This is a genomic window from Micromonospora arida, from assembly GCF_003857035.1.
In the GTDB taxonomy this organism is placed as follows: domain Bacteria; phylum Actinomycetota; class Actinomycetes; order Mycobacteriales; family Micromonosporaceae; genus Micromonospora; species Micromonospora arida.
The window spans coordinates 1-23717 of record NZ_QGSY01000331.1; the positions used below are offsets into that span (position 1 = coordinate 1).

21 protein-coding genes are annotated in these 23717 nt (G+C 69.2%); 11 read left to right on the forward strand and 10 right to left on the reverse strand.

From position 1 onward, the window contains the following. Positions 1–519 precede the first annotated feature (519 nt). Genes DLJ58_RS32565 through DLJ58_RS32580 form a run of 4 tightly spaced genes read right to left on the reverse strand, consistent with a single transcriptional unit; the run spans position 520 to position 5509 of the window. Positions 520–2454 carry a Na+/H+ antiporter NhaA gene (locus tag DLJ58_RS32565; protein WP_124862648.1) on the reverse strand — a complete coding sequence of 645 codons (1935 nt, stop codon included), beginning with the start codon at positions 2452–2454 and terminating at the stop codon, positions 520–522. Between the two features lie 43 nt (positions 2455–2497). Next, on the reverse strand, positions 2498–4003 hold the full coding sequence (locus DLJ58_RS32570; protein WP_124862651.1) for a tripartite tricarboxylate transporter permease: 1506 nt from the start codon (positions 4001–4003) through the stop codon (positions 2498–2500). A 20-nt stretch (positions 4004–4023) separates the two neighbouring features. Continuing rightward, the gene (locus tag DLJ58_RS32575; protein WP_112679933.1) at positions 4024–4485 is read right to left on the reverse strand and encodes a tripartite tricarboxylate transporter TctB family protein; all 462 of its coding nucleotides are present in this window, start codon (positions 4483–4485) and stop codon (positions 4024–4026) included. Between the two features lies 1 nt (position 4486). Continuing rightward, positions 4487–5509, reverse strand: a complete 1023-nt coding sequence (locus DLJ58_RS32580) for a tripartite tricarboxylate transporter substrate-binding protein (protein WP_208741465.1) — start codon at positions 5507–5509, stop codon at positions 4487–4489. A gap of 144 nt (positions 5510–5653) precedes the next feature. Between DLJ58_RS32580 and DLJ58_RS32585 the strand changes: the two genes are divergently transcribed. Both DLJ58_RS32585 and DLJ58_RS32590 read left to right on the forward strand, forming a co-directional pair. Next, positions 5654–6337, forward strand: coding sequence for a response regulator transcription factor (locus DLJ58_RS32585; protein ID WP_124862654.1), 684 nt, complete (start codon positions 5654–5656; stop codon positions 6335–6337). Between the two features lie 4 nt (positions 6338–6341). Next, positions 6342–7760 carry a sensor histidine kinase gene (locus DLJ58_RS32590; RefSeq protein WP_124862657.1) on the forward strand — a complete coding sequence of 473 codons (1419 nt, stop codon included), beginning with the start codon at positions 6342–6344 and terminating at the stop codon, positions 7758–7760. Between the two features lie 13 nt (positions 7761–7773). On the opposite strand, the gene DLJ58_RS32595 is transcribed toward DLJ58_RS32590, so the two are convergent. After that, positions 7774–8718: a TAXI family TRAP transporter solute-binding subunit gene (locus DLJ58_RS32595; protein ID WP_124862660.1), complete on the reverse strand. Its 945-nt coding sequence runs from the start codon at positions 8716–8718 to the stop codon at positions 7774–7776. A 223-nt stretch (positions 8719–8941) separates the two neighbouring features. On the opposite strand from DLJ58_RS32595, the gene DLJ58_RS32600 reads away from it, so the two are divergent. Genes DLJ58_RS32600 through DLJ58_RS32615 form a run of 4 tightly spaced genes read left to right on the forward strand, consistent with a single transcriptional unit; the run spans position 8942 to position 11161 of the window. Continuing rightward, positions 8942–9340: a YbaB/EbfC family DNA-binding protein gene (locus DLJ58_RS32600; protein ID WP_124862663.1), complete on the forward strand. Its 399-nt coding sequence runs from the start codon at positions 8942–8944 to the stop codon at positions 9338–9340. Next, on the forward strand, positions 9327–9647 hold the full coding sequence (locus DLJ58_RS32605; RefSeq protein ID WP_124862666.1) for a type VII secretion target: 321 nt from the start codon (positions 9327–9329) through the stop codon (positions 9645–9647). The genes DLJ58_RS32600 and DLJ58_RS32605 overlap by 14 nt, the downstream gene beginning before the upstream one ends. Positions 9648–9703: 56 nt before the next feature. After that, on the forward strand, positions 9704–10927 hold the full coding sequence (locus DLJ58_RS32610; RefSeq protein WP_244219225.1) for a WXG100 family type VII secretion target: 1224 nt from the start codon (positions 9704–9706) through the stop codon (positions 10925–10927). Between the two features lie 9 nt (positions 10928–10936). Then, positions 10937–11161 carry a hypothetical protein gene (locus DLJ58_RS32615; protein ID WP_244219226.1) on the forward strand — a complete coding sequence of 75 codons (225 nt, stop codon included), beginning with the start codon at positions 10937–10939 and terminating at the stop codon, positions 11159–11161. Positions 11162–11215: 54 nt separating this feature from the next. Here DLJ58_RS32615 and DLJ58_RS32620 read toward each other — a convergent pair whose 3' ends face one another. From DLJ58_RS32620 to DLJ58_RS32640, 5 genes are all read right to left on the reverse strand, one after another. Next, complete coding sequence (locus tag DLJ58_RS32620) at positions 11216–11371, reverse strand: hypothetical protein (RefSeq protein WP_425271364.1); 156 nt, start codon at positions 11369–11371, stop codon at positions 11216–11218. Positions 11372–11604: 233 nt separating this feature from the next. Further along, complete coding sequence (locus tag DLJ58_RS32625; RefSeq protein WP_124862675.1) at positions 11605–17583, reverse strand: DUF4011 domain-containing protein; 5979 nt, start codon at positions 17581–17583, stop codon at positions 11605–11607. Positions 17584–17670: 87 nt separating this feature from the next. Then, positions 17671–18135: a hypothetical protein gene (locus DLJ58_RS32630; RefSeq protein WP_244219227.1), complete on the reverse strand. Its 465-nt coding sequence runs from the start codon at positions 18133–18135 to the stop codon at positions 17671–17673. Positions 18136–18315: 180 nt separating this feature from the next. Further along, a complete protein-coding gene (locus DLJ58_RS32635) occupies positions 18316–18567 on the reverse strand; it encodes a hypothetical protein (RefSeq protein WP_124862678.1) in 252 nt (83 codons plus the stop codon). Beyond that, complete coding sequence (locus DLJ58_RS32640; protein ID WP_124862681.1) at positions 18564–18866, reverse strand: DivIVA domain-containing protein; 303 nt, start codon at positions 18864–18866, stop codon at positions 18564–18566. Before DLJ58_RS32640 ends, DLJ58_RS32635 begins: the two co-directional genes overlap by 4 nt. Positions 18867–19097: 231 nt before the next feature. Between DLJ58_RS32640 and DLJ58_RS32645 the strand changes: the two genes are divergently transcribed. The 5 genes from DLJ58_RS32645 (at position 19098) to DLJ58_RS32665 (ending at position 23706) form a co-directional block, all read left to right on the forward strand. Then, positions 19098–19985 (forward strand): helix-turn-helix domain-containing protein, encoded by an 888-nt coding sequence (locus tag DLJ58_RS32645; protein ID WP_124862684.1) that lies wholly within the window; start codon positions 19098–19100, stop codon positions 19983–19985. After that, a complete protein-coding gene (locus tag DLJ58_RS32650; protein ID WP_124862687.1) occupies positions 19978–20181 on the forward strand; it encodes a DUF397 domain-containing protein in 204 nt (67 codons plus the stop codon). The genes DLJ58_RS32645 and DLJ58_RS32650 overlap by 8 nt, the downstream gene beginning before the upstream one ends. A 369-nt stretch (positions 20182–20550) precedes the next feature. Then, positions 20551–21054, forward strand: coding sequence for a hypothetical protein (locus tag DLJ58_RS32655; protein ID WP_124862690.1), 504 nt, complete (start codon positions 20551–20553; stop codon positions 21052–21054). 268 nt (positions 21055–21322) lie between these two features. Further along, positions 21323–21658 (forward strand): nucleotide pyrophosphohydrolase, encoded by a 336-nt coding sequence (locus DLJ58_RS32660; RefSeq protein ID WP_124862693.1) that lies wholly within the window; start codon positions 21323–21325, stop codon positions 21656–21658. Positions 21659–21798: 140 nt separating this feature from the next. After that, positions 21799–23706 (forward strand): DUF2075 domain-containing protein, encoded by a 1908-nt coding sequence (locus DLJ58_RS32665; RefSeq protein WP_124862696.1) that lies wholly within the window; start codon positions 21799–21801, stop codon positions 23704–23706. Positions 23707–23717 lie beyond the last annotated feature (11 nt).

A 23717-nucleotide genomic window follows, 5' to 3' on the forward strand; every position in this document is an offset into this window, starting at 1 on the left:
GGGCCGAAGATCTCCAGCTCGAAGCCTCAGCCGGAGGCGCCGCCTGCTCGATGATGTCGCAAACGATTCAGCTCCAAAGGCGCCGACCAACACCTCCCCACCCCGACGCGGAGGCCGCCGACGAGGGCTGGACGCCGCAGCCCTCGGCCCTCAGCTCTCGGCCCTCGGCACTCAGCTCTCGGCCCTCGGCCCTCGGGCCGAAGAGCTCCAGCCCGAAGCCTCAGCCCGAGGCGCCGCCTGCTCGATGATGTCGCAAACGATTCAGCTCCAAAGGCGCCGACCAACACCTCCCCATCCCGACGCGGCGGGCGCCGACGAGGGCTGGACGCCGCAGTCCACCGAGCACCTGGCCGCGGATCGGAGGTCACACGGCGGCAGACCCCGTTGACGCAGCGACTGCCGGAAGGTCGACGAGGCGTCCAGCCGTACCCGTGATCGTGGCGGCACCGCCGACGGCCGGGAAGCGACCGCGGCGCTGGTGGACCACCTGGCCCGGTGACGGCCGCACGGACCGCGCGGTCAGCTCGCCGGGCCGGTCTCGCGGCGCTCGGGATCCCGAGGGTGGTACTCGGGGCGGAGCTTCGCGCTCGCGAACGCCGACTTCACCGCCGCCGAAAGCGCGGCGATGTCGTACGCGCCGTGGTGTCGCCGGCCGTTGATGAAGAAGGTCGGGGTGCCGGTGACGCCGCTGAGGTCGGCCGAGTCGACGTCCTCGGCGATCCGGTCCACGCCCATCCGCTTCACCATGTGCTCCCGGAACCCGTCCAGGTCCAGGCCGAGCTGTTCGGCGTAACCGAGCACGTCAGTAGGGTTGAGAGCGTCCTGGTGGGCGAGCAGCAGGTCGTGCATCTCCCAGAACGCGCCCTGCTCCCCCGCCGCCTCGGCGGCCTCGGCGGCGAGTTGGGCATGCGGGTGGACGTCGGTGAGCGGCAGGTGCCGCCAGACGTACCGGATGTTGGCGAAGTCCGCCAGCAGCTCTCGGACCACCGGCTCGGCCTGCCCGCAGTAGGGGCACTCGAAGTCGCCGTACTCCACCACCGTCACCGGCGCCTCGAGCGACCCCCGCATGTGATCGCGATCCGCGTCGACCGGCAGCATCAGGTCGACGATCCCCTCGGTGACGCCCAGCAGCGCGCGGGTCCGCCGCGCCGGCGAGAGCCGTCCGACGGAGCGGAACACGATCCAGGTGACGAGGGACGCGCCGAGCGTCGCCACGAGGATGCCGAACTTCGCCTCGTCCAGGGCCGGGCCGCTCAGGGCATGGGTGGCGATCAGGAGCGCGACGGTGAAGCCGATGCCGGAGATCGTGCCGACCCCCGCGACGGCAACCCAACCGACGGGTGGCCGGAACCGGTTGCCGCTGAGCCGGGTCAGCAGCCACGCGGTGACCACGATCCCGGCCGGCTTGCCGACGACGTACGCGACCACGACCCCCAGCGTGACCGGGGAGGTCACGGCCCTGGCCAGCAGGTCGCCGTCGATCACGATGCCGACGTTGGCCAACGCGAACAGTGGCACCACCACGTAGCTCGCCAACGGGTGGTAGAGCGTCTGCAACCGTTCGTTGGGCGACAGCGCCGCGGTGAGCCCGGCGTGGGCCATCCGGGCGAGTTGCGGGGTGGGTTGTTCCCGGAAGAGGCGGAACTGGTCGCTGGCCCGCTGCAGGTCACCTCGGTCGGGAGCGTAGGCGTAGGTCAGCAACCCCATCACCAGACCCACGGCGACCGGGTCGACACCGGACATCGAGACGGCGAGCCAGGCCGCCACCCCGAGCAGCGCGAAGACCGGGCCGAACCGAACCCCGCAGCCCCGGACGAGCAGTACGACGCCGAAGATCGCCGCCGCGACGAGCAGCGCCGTCGGTGAGGGGTGGTGCGGGTACGCGATGGCCAGCACCGCGATCGCCACCACATCGTCGACGACGGCGACGGTCAGCAGGAAACCCCGCAGCCGTTCCGAGAAGCGTGGCCCGAAGACGGCCAGCGCGCCGAGCGCGAGCGCCGTGTCGGTGGCCATCACCGCACCCCACCCCGCCGCGGTGGTGTGCCCGGCGTTGATGGCGAGGTAGATCGCGATCGGCACGAGCATGCCGCCGACCCCGGCCAGCAGCGGCAACGCCAGGCGACGCCGCTCCCGCAACTCACCGATGTCGAACTCGCGGCGCAACTCCAACCCCGCGACCAGGAAGAAGAACGTCATCAGGCCGCTGTTGATCCAGGTACGCACGTCATGCGCCACCTGCCAGTCGCCGAGCCGGACCGACAAGGAGGTGTTCCAGACCGACTCGTACGACGATGCGCTGAGGTTCGCCCAGACGAGAGCCGCCACCGCGGCGATCACCACCACCCGCGCGCCGCCGGTCTCGGTACGCAGGAACGAGCGCAGCGGGGCGTTGAACCGCCTGTCCCAGACGGTCCGGCTGGTCCAGCCCCGGGGCGTGTTGTCGCTCGTCACGGGAACAATCTTCGTCGACCTGACCGTCACGTGGTTCGGATTGCTACTCCTCCTCCGCGAAGACGACAGCGCGGCGCTGGCGGATCGTCGGCAGGACGGCGACAACGAGCGCGACGAGCGCCAGGACCAGCAGCGCGGCGGAGATCGGCCGGGTCACGAAGACCGACGGGTCGCCGCGGGAGATGATGAGCGCCCGGCGCAGGTTCTCCTCCAGCAGCGGGCCGAGGACGAAGCCGAGCAGCAGGGGCGCCGGCTCGCACCCGCATTTGATCAGGACGTAGCCCAGGATTCCGAAGAACGCGATGGCGTAGACGTCGTACGCGTTGGAGTTCAGTGAGTAGGTGCCGATCGCCGCGAACAGGATGATCATCGGGAAGAGCACCTGGTACGGGATGCGCAGCATGCGCACCCAGAGGCCGATCAGCGGCAAATTCAGCAGCAGCAGGAGCACGTTGCCGATCCACATCGACGCGATCAGGCCCCAGAACAGCGCCGGCTCGTCGTTGATGACGTTCGGGCCCGGGGTGATGCCGTGGACGATGAACGCGCCGATCATCAGCGCCATCACCGGGTGGGCGGGCAGGCCCAGGGTGAGCAGCGGGATGAACGACGTCTGCGCGGCGGCGTTGTTCGCCGACTCGGGGCCGGCGACACCCTCGATCGCGCCCCGCCCGAACTCCTGTGGCCGCTTCGAGATGCGCTTCTCGACCGCGTACGAGGTGAACGAGGCAAGCACGTGGCCTCCGCCGGGCAGGACACCGAGCGCGGCGCCGAGACCGGTGCCCCGCAGGATCGGGGCGATGATCCGACGCCGGTCCTCGCGGGTGGGCCAGAGGTTGGTCACCTTGCTGACGATCGCCGTACGGGTCTGTTCGTTCTCCAGGTTGCGCAGGATCTCGGCCACCCCGAACAGGCCCACGGCGACCGACACGAAGTCGATGCCGCCGTACAGCTCGCGCTGCTCGAACACGAAGCGGGGCGTACCGGTGTAGATGTCCTGGCCGACAGTGCCGAGCAGCACGCCGAGCGCGATCATCGCCAGTGCCTTGAGCGCCGTGCCCCGCGCCAGCGCGATGGACACGATCAGGCCGAACAGCACGAGTGAGAAGTAGTCGGCCGGGCCGAACTTCAGCGCGACACTGGCCAGGGGCGGGGCCGCGGCGGCCAGCGCCACGGTGGCGACCGTACCCGCGACGAAGGACCCGATCGCCGCGGCGGCCAAGGCGGGGCCGGCCCGGCCCTGGCGGGCCATCTCGTGCCCGTCCAGCGCGGTGACCGCCGCGGACGACTCACCGGGCAGGTTGATCAGGATGGCTGTCGTCGAGCCGCCGTACTGTGCGCCGTAGTAGATGCCGGCCAGCATGATCAGCGCGGTGACCGGCTCGAAGCTGAACGTGATCGGCAGCAGCATCGCCACCGTGGCCGTGGGCCCGATGCCGGGCAGCACGCCGACCGCGGTCCCGAGCAGCACTCCCACGAAGCAGTAGAGGACGTTCTGGACCAGCAGGGCCGTCGAGAAGCCCAACGCGAGGTTGTCGAGGAGTTCCATGCCTCAATCCGGATGCCGCGTCAGAGGCCCAGCCAGGGGCCCCACAGCGGGATCCGCAGCTGAAGTCCGACGACGAAGATGAGCGTGCTGGCCACGGTCAGCCCGGCGGCCACGGCCACCGCCGTGAGCAGCCGTACGCGTGCGCTGGCCAGGGTGGTGAGCAGTGCGGTCACCGCCGTCGTCGGTACGAACCCGAGTCGCCGGATGGTGAACCCGAAGAACAGGACCGCGAGCACGATGACGGCGACCGCCCGCCACGGGATCGGCCCGAACGAGATCACCTCACCGGCGATGAGGCCCTTGCCGGCGATCGCCAGGCCCAGGGCGACCACGGCCGCGCCGACCAGCAGCGGGAAGGCGCCCGGGCCCATCCGTGTCGGGGTGCCCAGCTCGTAGCCGAGCGCCCCCACCACGAATGCGCCACCGATCAGGACGAAGATCCCCCCGGCGAGGACGTCGGGGAACGACCGACGGCGCTCCACCTCAGGAGACCTTCACCCCGGAGTCGGCAATGATCTTCGCCCAGGTGGCGAGCTGCTCGTCCAGCTTCGCCCGGTGCGCGTCCGGGGTCGCGTCCTGAGCCGGAACCGGCGCGGTGCCCAGCTTGGCCATCTGGTCGATGACCCCCTGGTCGGCCAGCGCCACCTTCAACGCCTCGGAGAGCTTCTGGACGATCTCCGGCGGCGTGTCGGCCGGAACGTAGAGACCGTGCCACACGCTGACCTTCAACTGCGGCAACCCGGCCTCCGTGGTGGTGGGCAGGTCGGGAAGGCTCTTCACCCGCTCGGGCGTGGTGACCGCGTACGCCTTCACCTTTCCCGCGGCGATCTGGCCGCTGGTGTTTGTCGTCTGGTCGCACATGAAGTCGACCTGGCCGCCGACGAGGTCGGTCAGCGCGGGACCGGTGCCCTGGTACGGAACCTCCTGGAGCTTCACACCGGTGGTGCTCTGGAACAGCAGGCCGCACAGGTGCGACGCGGCGCCGATACCGGCGTTGGCCAGCGTGACCTTGTTGGCGTTCGCCTTCACGTGGGTCACCAGGTCCTGGAGGGTCGCGGGCGCGAAGTCCTTGCGAGCGACGATCGTCATCGGTACCTCGGTGACGAGCCCGACCGTCTCGAAGTCCTCCAGAGGCTTGTAGCCGAGGCTCTTGTAGAGGGCGGGCGCCGTCGACATGCCGATGTGGTGCATGAGCACCGTGTAGCCGTCCGGCTTGGCCCGCGCGACATCGCCGGCGCCGACAGTGCCGCCGGCACCCTCGACGTTCTGGACGACGATCTTGCCGCCGAGCTTCGCGGCCATCGGCCCCGCGATCATCCGGGTGACCGTGTCCGTCGGGCCACCCGCGCTGAACGGCACGACGATCGTGATGTTCTCGTCCGGGTAATTCGCGGCGTCCCCTCCGCCGGCGGCACCCCCGTTACCCGAACAGGCGGTGGCGAGCGCGACGACACCGATCGCGGCGATCATCCGCGCGGTGGCCCGGTACCTGCTGGTCGTTCGCATACGGCGACCTCCCCATCAACGCATGGACATCCTTCGGCGCGTTAGTGGCCCCTAGTCTCGGCTGGTCGGGGCCCGGATGGTGTCAGAAAAATCCCAAGAACCGGGCCGGCACGAGCACCGATCCGGGCCGTACAATTCGCCGGTATGCGGATAACCGTCATCGAGGATGACGACCGCGTGGCGCGGGGTCTGGTGACCGTCCTGACCCAGGCGGGCTTCGAGGTTCACCGCGTCGCCACCGCTGCGGAGGCCGAGCGCGCCGCGCCGTCCGACGTGGTCCTCGTCGACCTGGGTCTCCCCGACGGCGACGGGCTCGACGTGATCCGCAAGCTACGTGACCACCCGCAGACCGCCGTCATCGCGGTGACCGCCCGATCCGAGGAGCACGAACGGGTCCGTGGCCTGCGCGCCGGCGCTGACGACTACATCGTCAAACCGTTCGGCATCCCCGAGTTGCTCGCCCGGATCGACGCCGTCCTGCGGCGCACCCGGGCCGCTCGCGCTCTCGGCCAGACCGACGAGCGGCTCGTCCTCGGGCCGATGCGGATCGGCGTCGGCACCCGCGAGGTCACCGTCGACGGCGCACTCGTGCCGTTGACCCGCAAGGAGTTCGAACTGCTCCTGCTCCTGGCCCGGCGGGCGCCCAACGTGGTCAGCCGCGACGTCATCCTCGACCAGATCTGGGGCGCGTCCTGGGAGTCGTCCAGCCGCACCCTGGACACCCACATCGCGGCGCTGCGACACAAGCTGGGGCCGGACGTGGTCATCCGGACCGTCCACGGCGTCGGCTATCGGCTGCTGGCCGACCAGCCGGAGCTGATCGGCTGACCGCGTGCACCGCCGGCTGCTCGTCGTCCTGGTCCCCCTCGCGGTGCTGCTCGTCGCGGCGCTCGGGGTGCCGCTCAGCATCACCGTGGCCGAACGCGAGATGCAGGAGACGTACGTCAACCGTCTCAACGACGTCGGCCGGTTCGCCTCACTGGCCGAGACCGCGCTCTCGACGGGCCGCACCGAGGCGTTACAGCAGGAGCTGACGCGCTACCACGAGCTCTACGGCATCCCGGTCGCGCTGATCGACACGTCGGGAGCGGTGCTGCTCGGAGCGGCCGACGCGTACCAGAAGGCAGCGCGCGCCGAGGCGGCGTTGCCCCGGATCGTCACCGCGGCGCTTGCCGGCGCGCGCTCCGAACCGTCCTGGGAGTGGGCGCCGTGGGACGACTCCGCACTCGTCGTGGCGGAGCCGGTCGGCCGGGACAGTGAGGTCGTCGGCGCCGTCGTGACCATCTCCGACCTGTCCCGGACGCGCGAGCTCATCCTCGTACGCTGGGCCCGGCTGGCCGGGCTCGGGCTGCTGCCGTTGCTCGCGCTGACGGCCGTCGCCTGGCCGGTGTCGGCGTGGGTGCTGCGGCCGGTGCGGAAACTCGACGCGGCGACCTCGCGGATCTCCGAGGGCGACCTGACCATCCGCGCCGACGCCGAGGCCGGCCCCATCGAGCTGCGGCGGCTGGCACGTTCGTTCAACACCATGATGGACGCCGTCGAGAACGCCGCCCAGCGACAGCGCGCGTTCGTCTCCGACGCGTCACATCAGTTACGCAACCCGTTGACCAGCCTCCGGCTCGCCGTCGAGAGCCTCGCGCCACACCTGCGGTCCGACGGCGACGGGCAGCAGGCGTACGACGTTGCCGTCGACGAGCTGAAGGCGATGCAGCGGATGCTGAACTCGCTCCAGGCCACCGCGCGGATGGAGAGCCTGCGCACGGCCTCACCGGTGGACCTCGACGAGGTGCTGGCAACCCGGGTGGACCGGTGGCGGGCCCTGACCGCCACGGCCGGGCAGACCCTGACTGTCGACGTACCCCCGGGGTTGCGGTTGCTGGAGCCGCCCGGCGGTCTGGGCAGCATCCTGGACGAGCTGATCAGCAACGCGTTGCGGCTGTCCGACGCGCAGGTCGTGGAGGTGAGCGCACAGGCGGCTTCCGCTGGCGCGGTGGTCACCGTCGCCGTCCGCGACGACGGCCAGGGCATCGACGTGTCCGAGCGGGCCCAGGCGTTGCAACGGTTCTGGCGCTCACCTCGGCACCAGAACGTGCCAGGGACCGGGCTGGGCCTGGCGATCTGCGCCGACCTCATCGGGGCGGCCGGGGGTGAGCTGCGGCTGGAGGAGGGCCTGCCGCGTCCGGACGGGTCCGGGCACGGGCTCGCCGCGGTGGTGGTGTTGCCGGTCGCCGCCGCGTCCACGCCGGTCTGATGTGGTCCCGGGGTCAGCGTTTGCGGTCGCGGAACCAGGCCGCCGCGCCCGGATGGAGCGGGACCGACGCGGTGGAGATTCCGGTACGCACGTTGATCTGCCACGCCTCCGGAAGGGCCTCGGCGCCGCCACGACCAGCGGAGGTGATCGACCCTGTGTGCCGGAAGACCGTGTCGGTGATGGCGTAGACGAGGTCGTCAGGCAGGTCGTCGCGCGCCAGCAGCACGTTCGGTACGGCGACGGTGCGGGTCGCCGGGACGCCGGCGTAGGCAGCCGCGTGGATCATGGCCGGGGCGTAGGGACCGGGGTACGCCGTGAGGAGCCCGTCCGCCTGCGCATCCAACGGGATCAACCGGATCGGGTGCCGCTGCGCCAGCTCGGTGATCGCGGGCGTCGGAACGCCGGTGAGCGAGAACATCGCGTCGATCGTGCCGTCGCGCAGCGCTCCTGCCGACCCGGCCTGACTGAGGTTCCAGCCGTCGGCTTTTAGCGAGCCGAGCTTCAGGACCCGCAACGACGTGAACTCGGTGCCCGAGTCGTGCGCCCCGAGGGACACCCGCTTGCCCTCAAGGTCCCGAAACTCGCCGATCGCCGAACCGGCCATGACCACGAGATGCAGATGACTGTCGTAGAGCCGGCAGATCGCCGACAGCCCTCCGGGCGCACTACCGTCGCTGGTGATCAGCGCGTCCAGGCTGGTCAGCCCCAGGTGCACCTCGCCCGCCCGTAGCATCCGGATGTTGTCGGTGGACGCACCGCTCGGCACGGTGGTAACCGTGGCATTCGGCACCTGCTCGGAGATGTGCTCGGCCAGCGCCCCACCGATCCGCCGGTAGACCGCCCCCGCCGGCCCGGTCGCCAGTCGCAGGTGGACCGGGTCCGCCTCAGGCCGCCGCGAACAGCCAACGAGCAGCCCCCCGCCGGCCAGCAACACCGCCCGCCGACTGAACCGCCTCATGCCGAGATGATACGGACGCCGCCCCCTGCTGCGCCGATCTTGCAGTTTCGGTCGTCGAGATGCGGGACTGTGCGTCATTTGTCGCGACAGCAAGTGCAAGATCGCGCGGAGCGGACGGCCCCGTTGACCACCCTGAGGGGGCATGCACGCAGCGCCACCGGTTGGTAGCGTGCCGGTGATGTCGCCGGTTTCCGCCGGCAGTGGTCCCCTGGGGAGGGTCGACATGTGGGCGGACGACGCTGCGCTCGACGCGGCGGAGCGCCGGCTCGACGAGTGGGAAACGTCGCTCGCCGAGCGGGCGGAACGAGCCAAGACACTGTCGGCGACGATGCGGGATCTGACCGGCACCGCCCACAACGCGGACCGGACTGTCGACGTCACCGTCGACTCGAACGGCCTGCTGATTGACCTGCGGCTCGACGAGCGCATCCGGCAACAACCCGCGGCGCATACCGCCCGGCAGATCCTGGACACCACCACTGCCGCACGCGCCGACCTGCTCCGACAGGTCAGCGACGCAGCCACGCAGTCATTTGGCGACGACGCGAGCGCCCAGGCCATCATCGACTCGTACCGCAGCCGGCTTCTCCCCGACCAGGGACCGAACGATGCCCGCCGGTGACGGCATCCAGGTCGACCCGGACGACCTGACCGCCCACGCCGCACGCCTCGATCGCTGCGCTGCCAGCCTCGAAACCGCCCAGCAGGCAGGCCAGCACGTCCGGCTGGGCACCGACGCCTACGGACAACTCTGCGCGATGATGCCAGTGTTGCTCGACGGCCTGCAGCGAACCCTGGTCGACGGCATCGGAGCCGCCGCCACATCCGTGCGGGACACCGCCGGCAAGCTCCGGGTCGGAGCCGACCGCTACCGAAGCTCCGACGCCCACGCCAAACAGCTACTCGACAGGGTGCGACAGCGCTCGTGACGTCGAACCCGCTCGTCGCCGCCGCTGCGGACACCCCGCCGAGCGCCTGGGCGGGCGTGTGGATCTGCGAGGACATCGAACTCATCGCCCAGGGCGTCCGCAACGGCAGTTGGATCGACGGCAGCCTCGGCGTCGTGAGCGCCAGCCTGGACGCCCTCGCCCTCGTCTCCGACCCGGTCGGCGCCCTGCTCCAGTACGGCATCGCCTGGCTCATCGAACACGTCAAGCCGCTCAGTGAGGCGCTTGACTGGCTCGCCGGCGACCCGGCACAGATCACCGCGCACGCCCAGACCTGGCGCAACGTCGCCGGGTCGCTCCGCGACGACGCCGCCGAGCTGGCTCGCGCCGTCCGCACCGACGTCGCAGGTTGGGGCGGCAGTGCCGGCCCCGCCTACCGCGGCTGGGCCAATGAACAGCAACAGGCCATCACCGGCCTCGCCCAGGGCGCCGACACCATGGCCGCGATCACCGAAGGCGCCGCCGGCCTGGTGGCCGCCGTCCGACTCCTGGTCCGCGACGCCATCGCCACCTGCGTGTCCCGCATCATCGTGTACGCGGGCGAACTCCTCATCACCGGTGGACTGGCCGCGCCGCTGGTCGTGGAGCAGGTCACGACCCTTGTCGCGTCGTGGGGGGCGCGGATTGCGCGGTTGTTGCGAGGGCTGCTGGCGAGTTTGCGGCGGCTGATTCCGGAGATGCGCAGGCTCGGTGACCTCATCGAGAGGCTCAAGCAGGCGCTGGGCCGACTTGGCGACACTCCGCGCGGGCCTCCAGGGAACGCAGCAGATGGGGCTCGCGGCGTTCATGGAGGCCACACCACTCGACCTCGTAACCTTGCAGACTACGGCGGGCAGGACCGTTGGGCGGAGGAGGCGTACGAGGCGATCCGCCAGCAGGCCGACGCCGACGTCATAGCTGGCCACGTCGGAGACGCGCCCCGCCTGGACGGTTCCCGAGGTTTCTCTCAGGAGGAGATTGAGCAGATCCGCCGGCACGTCTTCTTCGACGCCCACCCAATGGATGACTATGCGGGCGGAGTCATCCATCAACGATACGATCCGAGCCCACCCATGGCTGAGGCGTGGCTGCGTTTACGGCGAGGTAGCCCACTGCCCGAGGATTACGCACTCTTGGAGCACGAGTTGGCAGAACTGCAGTACTACCGGACACACCCGCAGGCGGCATACCGGGAAGCACATCTTGCCGCCAACCAGGTGTCCAATTGGGAGACGTTCATACCCGGGCCGACATACGAAGACTACTCGGGGATTGGAGGCTAGAACGTGGGGATGATGGTGACCGCGCGGCGCGTGGAGGCGGCCGCAGGCGAGGTTCGGTACGAGTTCGGGTTGGATGACAGGTTTGATCGAATCCTCACAATCGATCCGCACACCCTCGACGCCCGTGTCGAAGATGGCGATTTCAACTCAGCTGCGGGTGCGATCGCGTCAAAGATCGTCAAGGCCTGGCGATCGAGCGGTGAGTTTCCGTCGAGAATGCTGTTCGCAAGCTGAGCGAATGACGCCGGTCTCTACCGGTAGCGCAACCGTAGTAGACCGAACGGAACGTCAGCGGCGGAAGCAGTCGCCGTCGTGGCAGTCGCGAAGGAGGCAGCGCCGGCCGGCCGGCATCAGCAGTTCACAGAAGACCCGGTGACGGAGGAACTGCTGGTCCTCCTCGGAGACGGTGGTCTCCCCCGGGTCGGTCATGGGCAGCACCAGCATCCATCGGCCGACCGCCAACCACCTGCAGGAGATCGTCGACAACAACCTCGGATCGTTGTGGATCGACGACTTGCCCCCCGCAGCACAACAGGAGATCGTCAGCCATCTGCGCAGCAGCCTGGTGACGGTTGGCGGGCGACAACTTCCGGAGACCGAGCACAAGGTCGACGTCATCCGCCATGACCAACCCGGTACTCACCTCGGCCCTGTTGCCGATGCGAGGTTGGCTGTCGTCAACCGCTGGTCAGGCGGCCCTCCTGGTCGTAGCGGAGGCGACCGCTGGTCAGGGCGACGTGCAGCCCGTACCGGAGTAGCTTGTCGATCTTTTCGGTGCGGCGGCGGTAGCCGAGCCGTTCCAGGCCGGCGCGCAGCAGCCGTTCCTCGTCCATGCTCGTCATGCCCTGGAGCACGTGCACGAAAGCGTTCGCCACCTCCTCGGGTGGCACCTCCTCGAACGCACGGTCGTTGCTCGCCTGGGTGACCCGGTACGCGCGGTACGTCTGCGGGTCGGCGCCATCGGGCCAGGCGTACCGGCTCACGGTCGGGTGCGTGAACAGGCGACGGGAGTCGACGAGGGACAGCACGGCGGTGCGCCGGTCCTCCCGGGTCCGGAGGAAACCGAACCGGGCGAGAGCGAGGCGTGCCAGCCGGTGCTGCTCGATGGGCCCCTCGGCCTCGATGATCTCGCGGAGCGCGTTCCGCATCAGATCACGGACGCGCCGGTCGGAAGCCAGGAGGTCGAGGTCGGCCTGGTCTCCGAGTGAGGTTGGAACGTACGGAACGAACGGGCTCACCGTGATGGTGTCGGCGGCCGAGGTTGCCGTGGTCGCGGCGGCGAGTGCAGTGACGGGTGCTGACGATCCGCCCCGGAGGGGCTCCTCGTCCAGCGCGAGGCGCGGCTGTGGCACCTCGCTGGCCGGTGTCGGACGCGGCGGCTCCACGTCCGTTGCGGGGCGCGGCTGTGGCAGCTCGACGCTCTCTGCGACAACCGACGACTCGGACTCGGATTCGGGTTCGGCGGTCGTGGGGGCCTCAGCTCGGGTGACCGCTTCGTCGACCCGGTCGAGTAGCGCCGACCGGTCGTGGATCCACGCCGGCAGCCAGAACCGCACGACCTCCGGCCAGCCCATGATTGAGCGGAGAAGCGTCGGTGCGGAGTCCCGGTCGGCCACCGTCGGGCGGGCGCTCCAGTCCGGGCCGTCGAGCATGACGGCCACCTGCCACCGTGGTGAGCCTGGTGTGCGTACGGCGATGTCCACCGTGAAGTCGGAGAGACCGTGCGAGGTACGGACCTCGTGGCCGCGGTCGCGCAGCGCCGCGGCCACCTCGTCGCGGATCCGACTACGCCGCTCGGTGCGGTCGGTGGCCAGGTCGCCCAGACGGTCCGCACCGGCGGCGGCCATCTCGCAGTACGCCCGCAGGTGCTGCGTGCCCAGCGCCGACGTACGGGCGAGGTCGATGTCGGACGGGTCGAAGGACGAGTAGAGGACGACCTGGCGGCGGGCGCGGGTGATGGCCACGTTGAGCCGCCGCTCGCCGCCGGCCTGGCTGAGCGGGCCGAAGTTCAGCGGGAGCTGACCTGTTTCCAGGTTGGTGGAGAAGGCCAGGGAGAACAGGACGACGTCCCGTTCGTCGCCCTGCACGTTCTCCAGGTTCTTCACGAAGATCGGCTCCGCGACCGCACCGGAGAGCTGCTCACGGATGATCGGGTCGGTGCTCTCCTCCAGCAGGTTGAGGATCAGGTCCCGCTGCTGGATGTTGAAGGTGACCACGCCGACGGACTGGGTGGCGGTCGCCGGGTCGTGCAACCGCCGGGTGATGTCCGCGAGGATCGCCCGTGCCTCGACCTCGTTGGTGCGGGACCCGCCCCGGTCGTACTGGCCCTCGACGCGCCGCCAGCTGACGCCCGCGGAGCTGGCGGCACCGGGCGACGGGAGGCTGGAGAGCTTGTTGTCGTAGTAGTAGCGGTTGGAGAAGGCGATGAGGGACTCGTCGTGGCTGCGGTAGTGCCAGGACAGCCACCGCTGCGGCAGTCCCGACTCGACGGCCTCGCTGAGGATGCTTTCCAGGTCCTCCGGCACCGGGCCGTTGCCCTCGTCGACCTCGTCCACGCTGTGGCTGGCCTGCATGATGCTGCTCGGCGGCATCTGCCGGGAGTCGCCGACGACCACCACGGCGCTGCCCCGGCCCATCGCGCCGATCGCCTCCGCCACCCGGATCTGCGAGGCCTCGTCGAAGATGACCAGGTCGAAACGTTGGCTCCCGGGCGCCAGGAAGTTCGCCGCGGACGCGGGGCTGACCAGCACGCACGGGGTCAGTGCGAGCACCGCGTCCGGGTACTGCTCGAACAGCTCCCGGAAGGACCGCCCGCCCCGCTTACGGCGCAGCTCCGCCGCGAAGTCAGCGAAGCGGCCACGCCGGTCGGCGGGGCTGAAGGGGCGGCGACGGACCAGCACCGACGGCAGCTGCGTCGGCAGCGCGGACCGCAGCTCGCCGGCGGCTGCCTCGAACTGGCTGATCTCGTCGTCGTGCAGTTCCGGGTCGAAGTACTGCAGGCCGCCGGCCCGTACCCGCTCGGCGAGGGACGCCGTCGCGACACCCCGGCGGTAGACCTCCTCGGCGAGATGCGCGGGCACCTCGGCGCGCAGCATCTGGTCCCGATAGTCGGTGAGGCCGGCCGAGGCGAGCACGTCGGCGTGGGCCAGGACGGTCGCCCATCGGCGCAGTGGGAACAACTCCTCGCTCTGCAACTCGTGCAGCCAGGCCGCGCCGTCGCGCTGCCAGGCATCGGTCCAGTGCGAACCGCCCGCCCACAGGGTCAGCTCGGCCTCACCGGAGCGCAGCACTCCGCGCCAGGCCCGCCATCGCGAGGCAAATCGGTCGAGCATTGCCGCGTCGGCGTCGGTGAACCCGCTCTGGAACAGCTCCCAGGCCTGCGGGTGCTGGCTCAGCAGCGTCCGGCCAACCCGGGTCGCCTCGACGGCTTCCGTCAGCCGCTCCTGCGCGTTCGGGTCCGTGGGCAACCACTGCGACAGCCGCAGCCCACCGAGACCCGGCAGATGTTGATGGAGCGCGGCGGCCTGCGCCCGGGCGGCGACCAACCGGCCGGTGAGCACCTCCACCTGTGCCACGTCGAGCGTGGCACCGGCGACCAGATGCACCGCCAACCGGTCCGCGATGGCCTGGCGGCGCTTGCCCTTGCCGAACAACCGCTTCGCCGCCTCCTGGGCCTCACCGTGCCAGGCGGTCAACTCCGGTCGAGCGAACACGTCCGGCCGGAAGGTGGCCAGCTCACCGGCGAATCCCTGCCGGAAGGCCGCCAGGTCCGCCTGGAACCGGGCCACCGCCTCGTCCCACCGCCGGTCGCTGGCGTGCACTGTGGTCTGCCGGTCCGGCAACATTCCGCGTACGGCGAGCCAGGCGCCCGCCTGCAACTCGCTCACGGTCTCCGGGGCGGGCAGCGTCCGCAGCAACTCGACCAGGCGCGGGTACGCGGCGAGGTCGGCGCGGAGACGTTCGAGCTCACCAGCGATCTCGGTGACTGCGGCGCCGTGCAGCCCGTCGAGGCTGCGGCAGCCGCTGAGCGCCCACGGATGCGCGGGCCGGAGTCGGGCCGATCGTGCGGCCGCCGGGAACTCCCGCACTGTCGTCTCGACCTGCGCGCGTGCCGGGGCGGGTGCGTGCAGGTAGGCCACCGGGATCGGGGCGACCGGGCCGTTCCCGTACGCCAGGGTCTGCTCGTAGGCCGACCAGAGCGACATCCCGACGGGGTTGGTGGTGTGCACCTGGGCCGGGTACTCCGTCAGTGGGGCGAGCCGCGTCCGGTAGGCCGTCTCGACGGCCGTCCAGGTGCCGTCGCCGCCCTGGTCGTACTGGTCGAGCGCGTCGCGCAGCTGCTGGCGGATCGCGTTGAGGGACTGCTTGCGCCCGTGCAGGTCGAGCGCGAACGGCCCGAGGCCGATCTGCTTGAGGCGGCGCTTCACCACCTCCAGGGCCGCCTGCTTCTCGGCGACGAACAGTACCGACCGGCCCGCGCTGACCGCCCGGGCGATCATGTTGGTGATGGTCTGGGACTTGCCGGTGCCCGGCGGGCCCTCCAGGACGAAGGAGTGGCCCCGCTCGGCGCGCACGATGGCCTGCATCTGCGACCCGTCGGCGGGAATGGGCAGGTGCAGGTCGGCCTCGTCGACGGCGATCTCGACGTCGTGCTCCGGGCGGGCGGGATCGTCGAACGTGGCACCGGAGGACTCGACCAGGTGCCGGACGACCGGGTTCTCCATGAACCGGGGCCAGTGGTCGGTGAGGTCCCGCCACATCTGGAAGGTGGAGAACTGCAGCAGTCGAAGACTGGCGGTCTCGTCGATGCGGTAGTTGAGCCGGTTGTCGAGCAACCCCGTGTTGATCGCCGCGAGGGTCTTGGCGATGTCGATGCCGTGCTCGTCGAGGACCGGTCGCTCCAGCTCCGGGATCCGCACGCTGTGCTTCACCCGCAACCACTCGATCAGGCAGTAGTTCGGGCTGGCGACCTCGGTGCCGTCGATGACCATCGCGTACGGGCGACGGCCGCTGCCACCCTCGATGCGCACCGGTAGGAGGAACAGCGGCGCGTACGCCTCTCCCCCGGTCGCCTTCGTGTGCACCAGGGTGCCGATGGTCAGGTAGAGGTAGTTGCTGCCGGTCTCCTGCTCCATCGTGCGCGCCTCGCGCTGCAGCGCGCGCATCGCGGTCTTGTAGCGGGCGTCGGTGACCGCGCCGTAGACCCGCCGGTCGGTACGCAGCTCCCGGGTCAGGATCTCGGCGTCGAGGTCCTGCGCCCGACGTGCCCCGGCCAGCTCGTGGACGTGACTGATGTCGTCCTGCGGGATGACCTGCACCTGACGGCCGTCGTGGATGAGGTCGTCGAGCAGGGCCAGCGCACCCGCGGGCACGTGCAGGTCCAGGCCACGGCCACGCTTGGGCAGGTTGAGCAGCGGGTTACGCAGGCTCAGATCGAGCAGCGACTTCTTCCACTGCTGGACGCGCGCCGGTGAGCCGTCGGACTGCTGCGGCACCTCCTCGCCCTCGTCGGCGAACTGGCGCAGCTTCGCGGCGGCGACGCCGGGCGGAAGGTCGAGGGACGCTGTTATCTCCGGCGTCGCCTCGGCGTCGACCGCGGCGGGCGCGACCAGCTCGTCGGCTGACGGCAGCGGGCGGATCCCCGAACGATGGGCCAGGTGGACGTCGACGACGCCCTGCATGCGCTCACCGTCGCCGCGGAAGTGGCCGAGCCCGACGCGTACCGCCTCGGTGAAGGTCGCCGACTGCGCGCCCGGCCCGATGCGGGTCAGCTCGACCGGCACGGCCCGGCCCGAGTCGACCATCGAGATCAGCAGGTTGGTCTCGGTCACCGCGGCCGACCCCAGCCGTTCCTCCTCCAGCAGGAAGCCACCGAAGGCGTGCCCCGCGCTGATGAAGATGAGCGGGTGCAGCCCCGCCGCCTCCAGACACGCGGCGTACGTGACGGACAGGTCGAGGCAGTTGCCCAGTCGCCCGTCCAGGACGGCGGCAGTCGTTCGCACCTTCTGGCCGGTGTTCTCGAACGACGCCGGCAGGGTCTGATAGGTGATCTCGAGTTGGCGCAGCGCCTCGTACACGGCGCCGGCGATCAGCGCCGCCCGCTCCGAACCCTCCTGGTAGCCCTGCAACGAGCCGGAACCCGTCCGCACCAGCAGCAGCTGGGCGGCGGCCCGCAGGACCGCCTCCACCGCCCGGGTGTTCGGCTGTACGAAGGCGGCCAGGCTGTCGTACAGGGCTGGGCTGTTGAACCACTCGTTGTGGGCCAGCACTCGTGACGGGGCGACCAACCGCAGGGTCTGCTCCTGAGCTTGCACCCGGAGGGTGTAGTCGACCGGGAACGCCTCGTCGGTGCGGTACAGCAGCACCTGGTCGGGCGTGAAGTCGCGGAAGTCGTCCCAGCTCGTGCTCGCCCCGGGGCGCAACGGCGCAGCGAGGGTACGCGTCCACGGCTCGGTCAGCGCGCCGTCCGGGCCTCGCAGTTCCAGCGTCAACGTCACGTCGGTCAGCGGCACCGCTCCCCGGTTCACGAGAATGAGGTGACGGACCAGCGGCACCCGGTTGTGCACCAGGGCGGCGTTGATCGCCGGCTGCACGATCAGCCCAACTTCGAGCTGGTCGTCGTCGGCGGTGAACTGCGCGAATACGCTGTCCGACATGGGCGTTTCTCCAGGTGGGGAGACCAGGGAGGGCCAGCCTAGCGGTCAACCGACCGGTGGAGAGGGCCCCGGCCGTACGACGGTCTGCTAGGCGCGCGCCCACTCCGGCGGTGGCACCACAGCGAGCTGCGGTTCACCCGAGATCGGCTCGAGGGCGTGCACGACTCGGAGGTCTCCGTCGGCAGCGGCGTCGTCGTCGGTCATGACTCGTCCGCTGCTCCCGTCGGCACTGACCAGCAGCCACCGGTCGGGGTAGATGCTGCCGTCGTCGACCAGGGCCCGCACCCCGAAGGTACGCGCCAGGCTGACGGCGAGATCCCGCTCGTTCCGCCCGGTGGCGTCGGCGAGTTCGGTGTCACCGGTGAGAATCCAGCCGAATCCCTCATCCTCGTCGGGCGGGGTGAACATGGCTATTGGACGTGGATCGTCCGCCGCCCGGTCCTCGATCCGACCGACGTACACGGCGTCGGGGGCGATGCCGTGATCCTGCTGCAGGCGCCGGCGCAGCGCGGCCGCGGGCAACTCTTTCTCAAAGTGAATCTGGTACAGCACGTCTACCCCCGGTAGCTCTTGTAATGGCGGAACACGTCGAGTGCGCGCTCCTGCGCGGACTCGATCAGGAACGGGTTCCGGGCCATGGCCGCCTTGGCCTATCTATGTCGTCACCAGCGGGATTGCACTTCCTGAGCGCGCCGAAGTCGGCTCTGCTGAATTGTTCGAGCCCTGGTTCGGTCACCGGCGCAGGCGGCGGGAGCAGGGGCCGTCGTGGCCGTCGCGGAGCAGGCAGCGCCGGCCGCCTGGCATCCGCAGGTCGCAGAAGACCCGGTGCCGGACGAGCTGATGGTCCTCTTCGGAGACGGTGGTCTCCCCCGGGTCCGTCGTCGGCAGCACCAGCATCCACCGGCCGATGACCCGGGCCAGGCGCTGTGCGGCGGGCAGGTCGGTGGCGACGACGGGCAGGTGGATGACGTACCGCTGGCTCATCGGGTGTGGCCCCGCTCGTTGCGGGTGCCGGCGTGGTCGCTCTGCCAGCGACGCAGTCCGGCTTTGATCCGGGCGGTCTCGCGGCGGCTCTCGGCGAGAGCGGCGTAGACGGCGGCCATGTCGACGGCGACCCGGTCGAGGAAGGCGTACACGTCGTCGGGGTTCAAACCGCGACGTCCGAACCCGACTGGCGCGAAGCGACGCTCACGCACCTGCCACGGCAGCAGACTTGTGTACGCAGCGGAGCGGTAGGTAGCGCCACCGCTCGCCGTCCCTGGTCGCTGGTTCTTGGCGTTCATGTCTGCCTGCCTTCCTGATGCGGAGGGGCGAGGGGTGTTCGGGGAACACGGCGGCCGTTCGGGGGACCGGCCAGCCACCGTGCTGTGACCAGCCTGCGACAGTCCGCAGTGGAAACGCAACGTTCCAAGCCGCGATTTCGCTGTTGTGCATTGACTTTCTTTGCTGAAACCCGTAGGAGTTGCAGGAGCAGGTCACGCAGTGTTGCGTGACGGAACCAGGGAGTGTGCGGGATGCCCGAAGACATCGGATCGACCGTGCCGCGTCGGCAGCTCGGCCGGCTGCTGCGACAGTTCCGCAACGAGGCCGGGGTAACGCTCGACGCCGCCGCCGAAGCCCTCGAATACAGCCGGCAGAAGATCTGGCGCCTCGAATGCGGCCAGGGCTCGGTCCGTGTCCTCGACGTCAAGGCGATGTGCGAGCTGTACGGGGTGTCGCCCGAGATGACCGAGGCGATGCGCGGTCTGGCCGCGGAGACCAAATCGAAGGGCTGGTGGCACGCGTACGGCGATGCGGTGCCGAGCTGGTTCGAGCTGTACGTGGGCCTGGAATCCGCCGCGGCTCGACTGCGGGAGTACGGCGAGACGCTGATTCCTGGGTTGTTGCAGACGCGCTCCTACGCCCTTGGACTCTTTCAGCCTGGGAGTCGGCTGAGCCCCGAGGAGCGTGAGCAAGCAGTCGAGGTGCGGCTACAACGACAGGCGTTGCTTAGGCGTCGACTGCCAAAGCCCCCACGCTTGGACGCAGTGCTCTCCGAGGCGGCACTCCGTCGAGTGGTCGGCAGCCACGGCGTAATGTCCGACCAGCTCAAACATCTGCTCAAAGTCTCCGAGCAGCCGAACATCTCAGTGCAAGTGGTGCCGCTCGCTGCCGGGCCGCATCCTGGAGCGGTCGCTGGCTCGTTTGTGATCCTCGAGTTCCCGACAACTAACGGGGGTCGGACTGCGCCGGAGCCCTCAGTGGTTTACAGCGAGTCGCTGACCGGGGCGCTCTACCTGGATAAGCCGGAGGAGCTGATGGCCTACGAGGACACCTGGAGAGGACTGACGGCCCTCGCGCTCGGCGCGGCAGAATCAAGAGACATGATCAAGAGGATCATCGAGGAGATGCGGCATGACTGATCTGACCGGCGCCATCTGGCGTAAGAGCACCCGCAGCGGTGACAACGGCGGCAACTGCGTCGAGGTCGCCACGAACCTCGCCGAGGTCGTCGCCGTCCGCGACTCGAAGGATTCCACGGGACCGCTCCTCACCTTCACCGCCCGGGCATGGACCGACTTCCTCACCACTGCCAAACGCGAGGGACGCGGCAGCTAGTTCGGCGTCGTGCCCACGGCGTGTATGCACGACGCGGCCCCCTGGCAACTACCCCGACGTCTGAGAGTTGAGAGCGGCGACAGCGCGGTGAAACTGCACGTGCTGCGACTTCGGCAGGAGCACCGCGGGCCCGCCCCAGGCAGTGGGCGTGGTGTCAGTCGACGTCGGTCGGACGCCAATTGCGCCTCCGGGAATTGCACGTCGATGACCTACATCAATCAGGCCTGCCCCTTTAACTGCCGTCAACAGTTGTCCGACCACCGACAGCGTCCATCTGAGCCGGATAGCTGACAGGGCCATTCTTCGACCACCGCGCTAATCTGCCTTCGGCGGGTTCTTATAAAACGCGGCTACCCGAAGGAGAATGTCATGTTCATAGTGGCGACTCAGGATCCGAATACGCGAGGCCAATCTGCAGGGCCAGATTCGGGAGCGGCTGCCTGGGGCGCTCTCCTGCCCATCGACGCCGGCCTCACTCAGGCCGAGGCGGATCGGCAGTTGGCCACCTACCTGGCCGGGGTGCAGGCTGGTGAGCCGCTGTGCATCCGCGCGCACGGCAACGACGAGGAAATCGGCGACGCCGAAGCCGGCGCCAAGGACTGGGGCTGGACCTACAAGAAGCTGGCCAGAATGCTCGCCACCCACCTGACCGCCACCCCGAGCGTCGTCCTGATCCGGTCGTGCGCCGAAGAGGTGACCAACTTCCCTACTCAGATGGCGGTCCGCCTGGAGGCGAACTGGCCGGGCGCGAACCACCTCGATGGGGTCGTCATCTACGGCTACAACACGTCTGTCAAGGTCAGCACACCCGTTCCCTCGCCGCAGCAACTGACCAAGAACGTCCAGATCCAGCCGGTCATCGTCTCGTTGTGACCGACGACGGTACCTAGCAATTCCTTCCGTACGGCGATTCTCTCAGCATTCTGGGATTGCCGCGCCGAACTGGCGCATCCGCACGAAATTGATGCTTGAGACTATTCCAGTAGTCCGAGCGCCGGTCTCGTGCGGTGCGTCAGTACCGGAGGGCGTCGAGCCGTCCGTCGTCTACAGCAAATCGCTGGCCGGGGCGCTCGATCGCGACAAGCCATCGGACCGCCGTCGACGCCAGGCACTGGTACGCGGGTCTGCCATGCTTCACGCCATGGACGACCTGACGGGCCGCGTACGGGCATTCGCGGAGGAACGGGACTGGCAACAGTTCCACACGCCCAAGAACCTGGCCATGGCGCTCGCTGGCGAAGTCGGTGAGCTGATTGCCGAGTTCCAGTGGCTCACGCCGGAGCAGTCTGCGGCGGTCATGGCTGACCCGGACGCGGGTAGTCGGGTGAGGGCCGAGATCGGCGACGTCATGATCTATCTGACTCGACTCGCCGACGTGCTCGGCATCGACCTGGTGGAGACGGCTCTGACCAAGCTCGAGGATTCGGCTCGCCGCTACCCAATTGAGCAGGCTCGCGGTTCGGCGGCGAAGCGGTAACCGCAGGCAGGATCGACATGGCGCTTAGTTGATCTCTTCGCTACAGTCCATCACGTAGAAGCGCGTCACGACGGGCTTTCGGCGGTTGCCGGACACGCCCCCCATGCGCACGATCACTTCGTGCTGCCCGGGGGCAAGTGTTGTCAGCATTCCGCATTTCCGCCGATGGTCTGCTGCGCCTGAGTGGCACCGGCATGCTCGCAGACCGGATCGTGGAGCAGATTGGTCGCAACGTGAGCCCGGCAGAACGTCGTTCCTGGTCGCACAGCCTGGCGGTGCTGGGGCAGGATCTCACCGACGCGGGCCTGGGCCAGGTGGAGATGCTGGTCGAGTACCAGTTACCGCTGACCAGCAAGCGGGTGGACGTGGTGCTTGCCGGTGTGGACCCCGGCACGTCCGACGACTCCTACATCGTCGTCGAGTTGAAGCAGTGGTCCTACGCCGAGTCCCATGAGGGTTCTGACACCCTCGTGGCGGTCGAGCACACGCGTGGCCCACGGCTTCACCCTGGCGTCCAGGTCGAGCTTTACTGCGAGTACCTGACGGACTTTCTCGGCATCCTCGCCGAGCAAGGGAATCCGGTCCGTGGGGCGGCGTACCTGCACAACGCGACCGACCGCGACATCCGTGATCTGTTCGATCGCCAGGCGACCGAGCAGAGCCGAATCTTCACCAAGCAACGGCGGGGCCAGTTCCTCGATTACCTACGTACTCACCTTGCCCCGGCCTCTGGCGCTGGCGCGGCTGACCGTTTCCTGACCAGCTCGGTTCGACCCAGTAGGCACCTGCTGCGGTACGCCGCCCAGGAGCTGAAGAATCGATCGCGCTTCACGCTGCTGGATGAGCAGCGCGTGGCGTACGAGTTGGTGATGCACGCCGTGGAGAAGGCACGGTCGGCGGACCGTAAGTCCGTCGTGGTCGTCTCGGGCGGACCGGGCAGCGGAAAGAGCGTGATCGCCCTATCCGTGCTGGGCGAGTTGGCACGCCAGAACCGCTCCGTCATGCACGCCACGGGCTCGCGGTCGTTCACCCAGACCTTGCGGCGGTATGCCGGTAAGGGCTCGACCCGGCTGAAGAATCTGTTCGGCTACTTCAACAGCTTCATGTCCGCCGAACGCAACGGTCTGGACGTCCTGATCTGCGACGAGGCGCATCGCATCCGGGAGACCTCCGTCAACCGCTTCACGCCGAAAGCTCGACGGGAGGAGGCTCGCTCGCAGATCGACGAACTCATCGCCGCGGCCCGGGTGCCCGTCTTCCTGCTCGACGAGCACCAGGTGGTGAAGCCGGGCGAGTTGGGCAACGTCGAGGTCATCTCGTCGTACGCGAAGCAACTCAAGCTCGACGTCGAGATCGTGTCCTTGCACGGCCAGTTCCGCTGCGGCGGCAGCGAAACCTACGAGGGATGGGTCGTTGACCTGCTCGGTCTGGATGGTGGCGAGCCGTCGGTCTGGACCGGTGACGGCAAGGTCGACCTACGTCTCGCCGAGTCGCCAGAGGAGATGGAGGCCTTCCTCGCGAGCAAGCAGGCGCCCGGCGTGACCGCCAGGATGTCCGCCGGGTACTGCTGGCCGTGGAGCGATCCGCGATCGGATGACAGCCTGGTGCCGGACGTGGAGGTAGGCGGATGGTCGCGACCCTGGAACGTCAAGAGTGACCGTAGCGTCGGCGAGGCACCAGGTAGCGCGTTCTGGGCCACCGACCCGAACGGTTTCAGCCAGGTGGGCTGCGTCTACACGGCGCAAGGCTTCGAGTACGACTGGTCAGGCGTCATCGTCGGGCCGGACCTGGTTGCTCGGGACGGCCGGCTGGTCACGCGACGCGAGGAGTCGAAGGATCCGGCGTTCCGCAGCAGCAAGGCGGTCAGCGATGCCGAAGCGGACCTGCTGATCCGCAACACCTACAAGGTCCTACTGACCCGCGGGATGAAGGGCACGATCGTCTACTCCACCGATCCCGAGACGCGGGAGTACCTCGCCTCGATGGTCAAGGTGATCCGGTCGGTCGAGACGGTCTACGAGGCGGCAACCGACGCCGACCTGAGCTGATCAACCGGTTG

Bases quoted from the DNA above. Each gene is read 5' to 3' on its own strand.
- DLJ58_RS32625 (WP_124862675.1), bottom strand. From the start codon at position 17,583: ATGTCGGACAGCGTATTCGCGCAGTTCACCGCCGACGACGACCAGCTC.
- DLJ58_RS32605 (WP_124862666.1), top strand. From the start codon at position 9,327: ATGCCCGCCGGTGACGGCATCCAGGTCGACCCGGACGACCTGACCGCC.
- DLJ58_RS32645 (WP_124862684.1), top strand. From the start codon at position 19,098: ATGCCCGAAGACATCGGATCGACCGTGCCGCGTCGGCAGCTCGGCCGG.
- DLJ58_RS32600 (WP_124862663.1), top strand. From the start codon at position 8,942: ATGTGGGCGGACGACGCTGCGCTCGACGCGGCGGAGCGCCGGCTCGAC.
- DLJ58_RS32660 (WP_124862693.1), top strand. From the start codon at position 21,323: ATGGACGACCTGACGGGCCGCGTACGGGCATTCGCGGAGGAACGGGAC.
- DLJ58_RS32655 (WP_124862690.1), top strand. From the start codon at position 20,551: ATGTTCATAGTGGCGACTCAGGATCCGAATACGCGAGGCCAATCTGCA.
- DLJ58_RS32595 (WP_124862660.1), bottom strand. From the start codon at position 8,718: ATGAGGCGGTTCAGTCGGCGGGCGGTGTTGCTGGCCGGCGGGGGGCTG.
- DLJ58_RS32640 (WP_124862681.1), bottom strand. From the start codon at position 18,866: ATGAACGCCAAGAACCAGCGACCAGGGACGGCGAGCGGTGGCGCTACC.
- DLJ58_RS32615 (WP_244219226.1), top strand. From the start codon at position 10,937: ATGATGGTGACCGCGCGGCGCGTGGAGGCGGCCGCAGGCGAGGTTCGG.
- DLJ58_RS32570 (WP_124862651.1), bottom strand. From the start codon at position 4,003: ATGGAACTCCTCGACAACCTCGCGTTGGGCTTCTCGACGGCCCTGCTG.
- DLJ58_RS32635 (WP_124862678.1), bottom strand. From the start codon at position 18,567: ATGAGCCAGCGGTACGTCATCCACCTGCCCGTCGTCGCCACCGACCTG.
- DLJ58_RS32650 (WP_124862687.1), top strand. From the start codon at position 19,978: ATGACTGATCTGACCGGCGCCATCTGGCGTAAGAGCACCCGCAGCGGT.
- DLJ58_RS32620 (WP_425271364.1), bottom strand. From the start codon at position 11,371: ATGCTGGTGCTGCCCATGACCGACCCGGGGGAGACCACCGTCTCCGAG.
- DLJ58_RS32585 (WP_124862654.1), top strand. From the start codon at position 5,654: ATGCGGATAACCGTCATCGAGGATGACGACCGCGTGGCGCGGGGTCTG.
- DLJ58_RS32580 (WP_208741465.1), bottom strand. From the start codon at position 5,509: ATGCGAACGACCAGCAGGTACCGGGCCACCGCGCGGATGATCGCCGCG.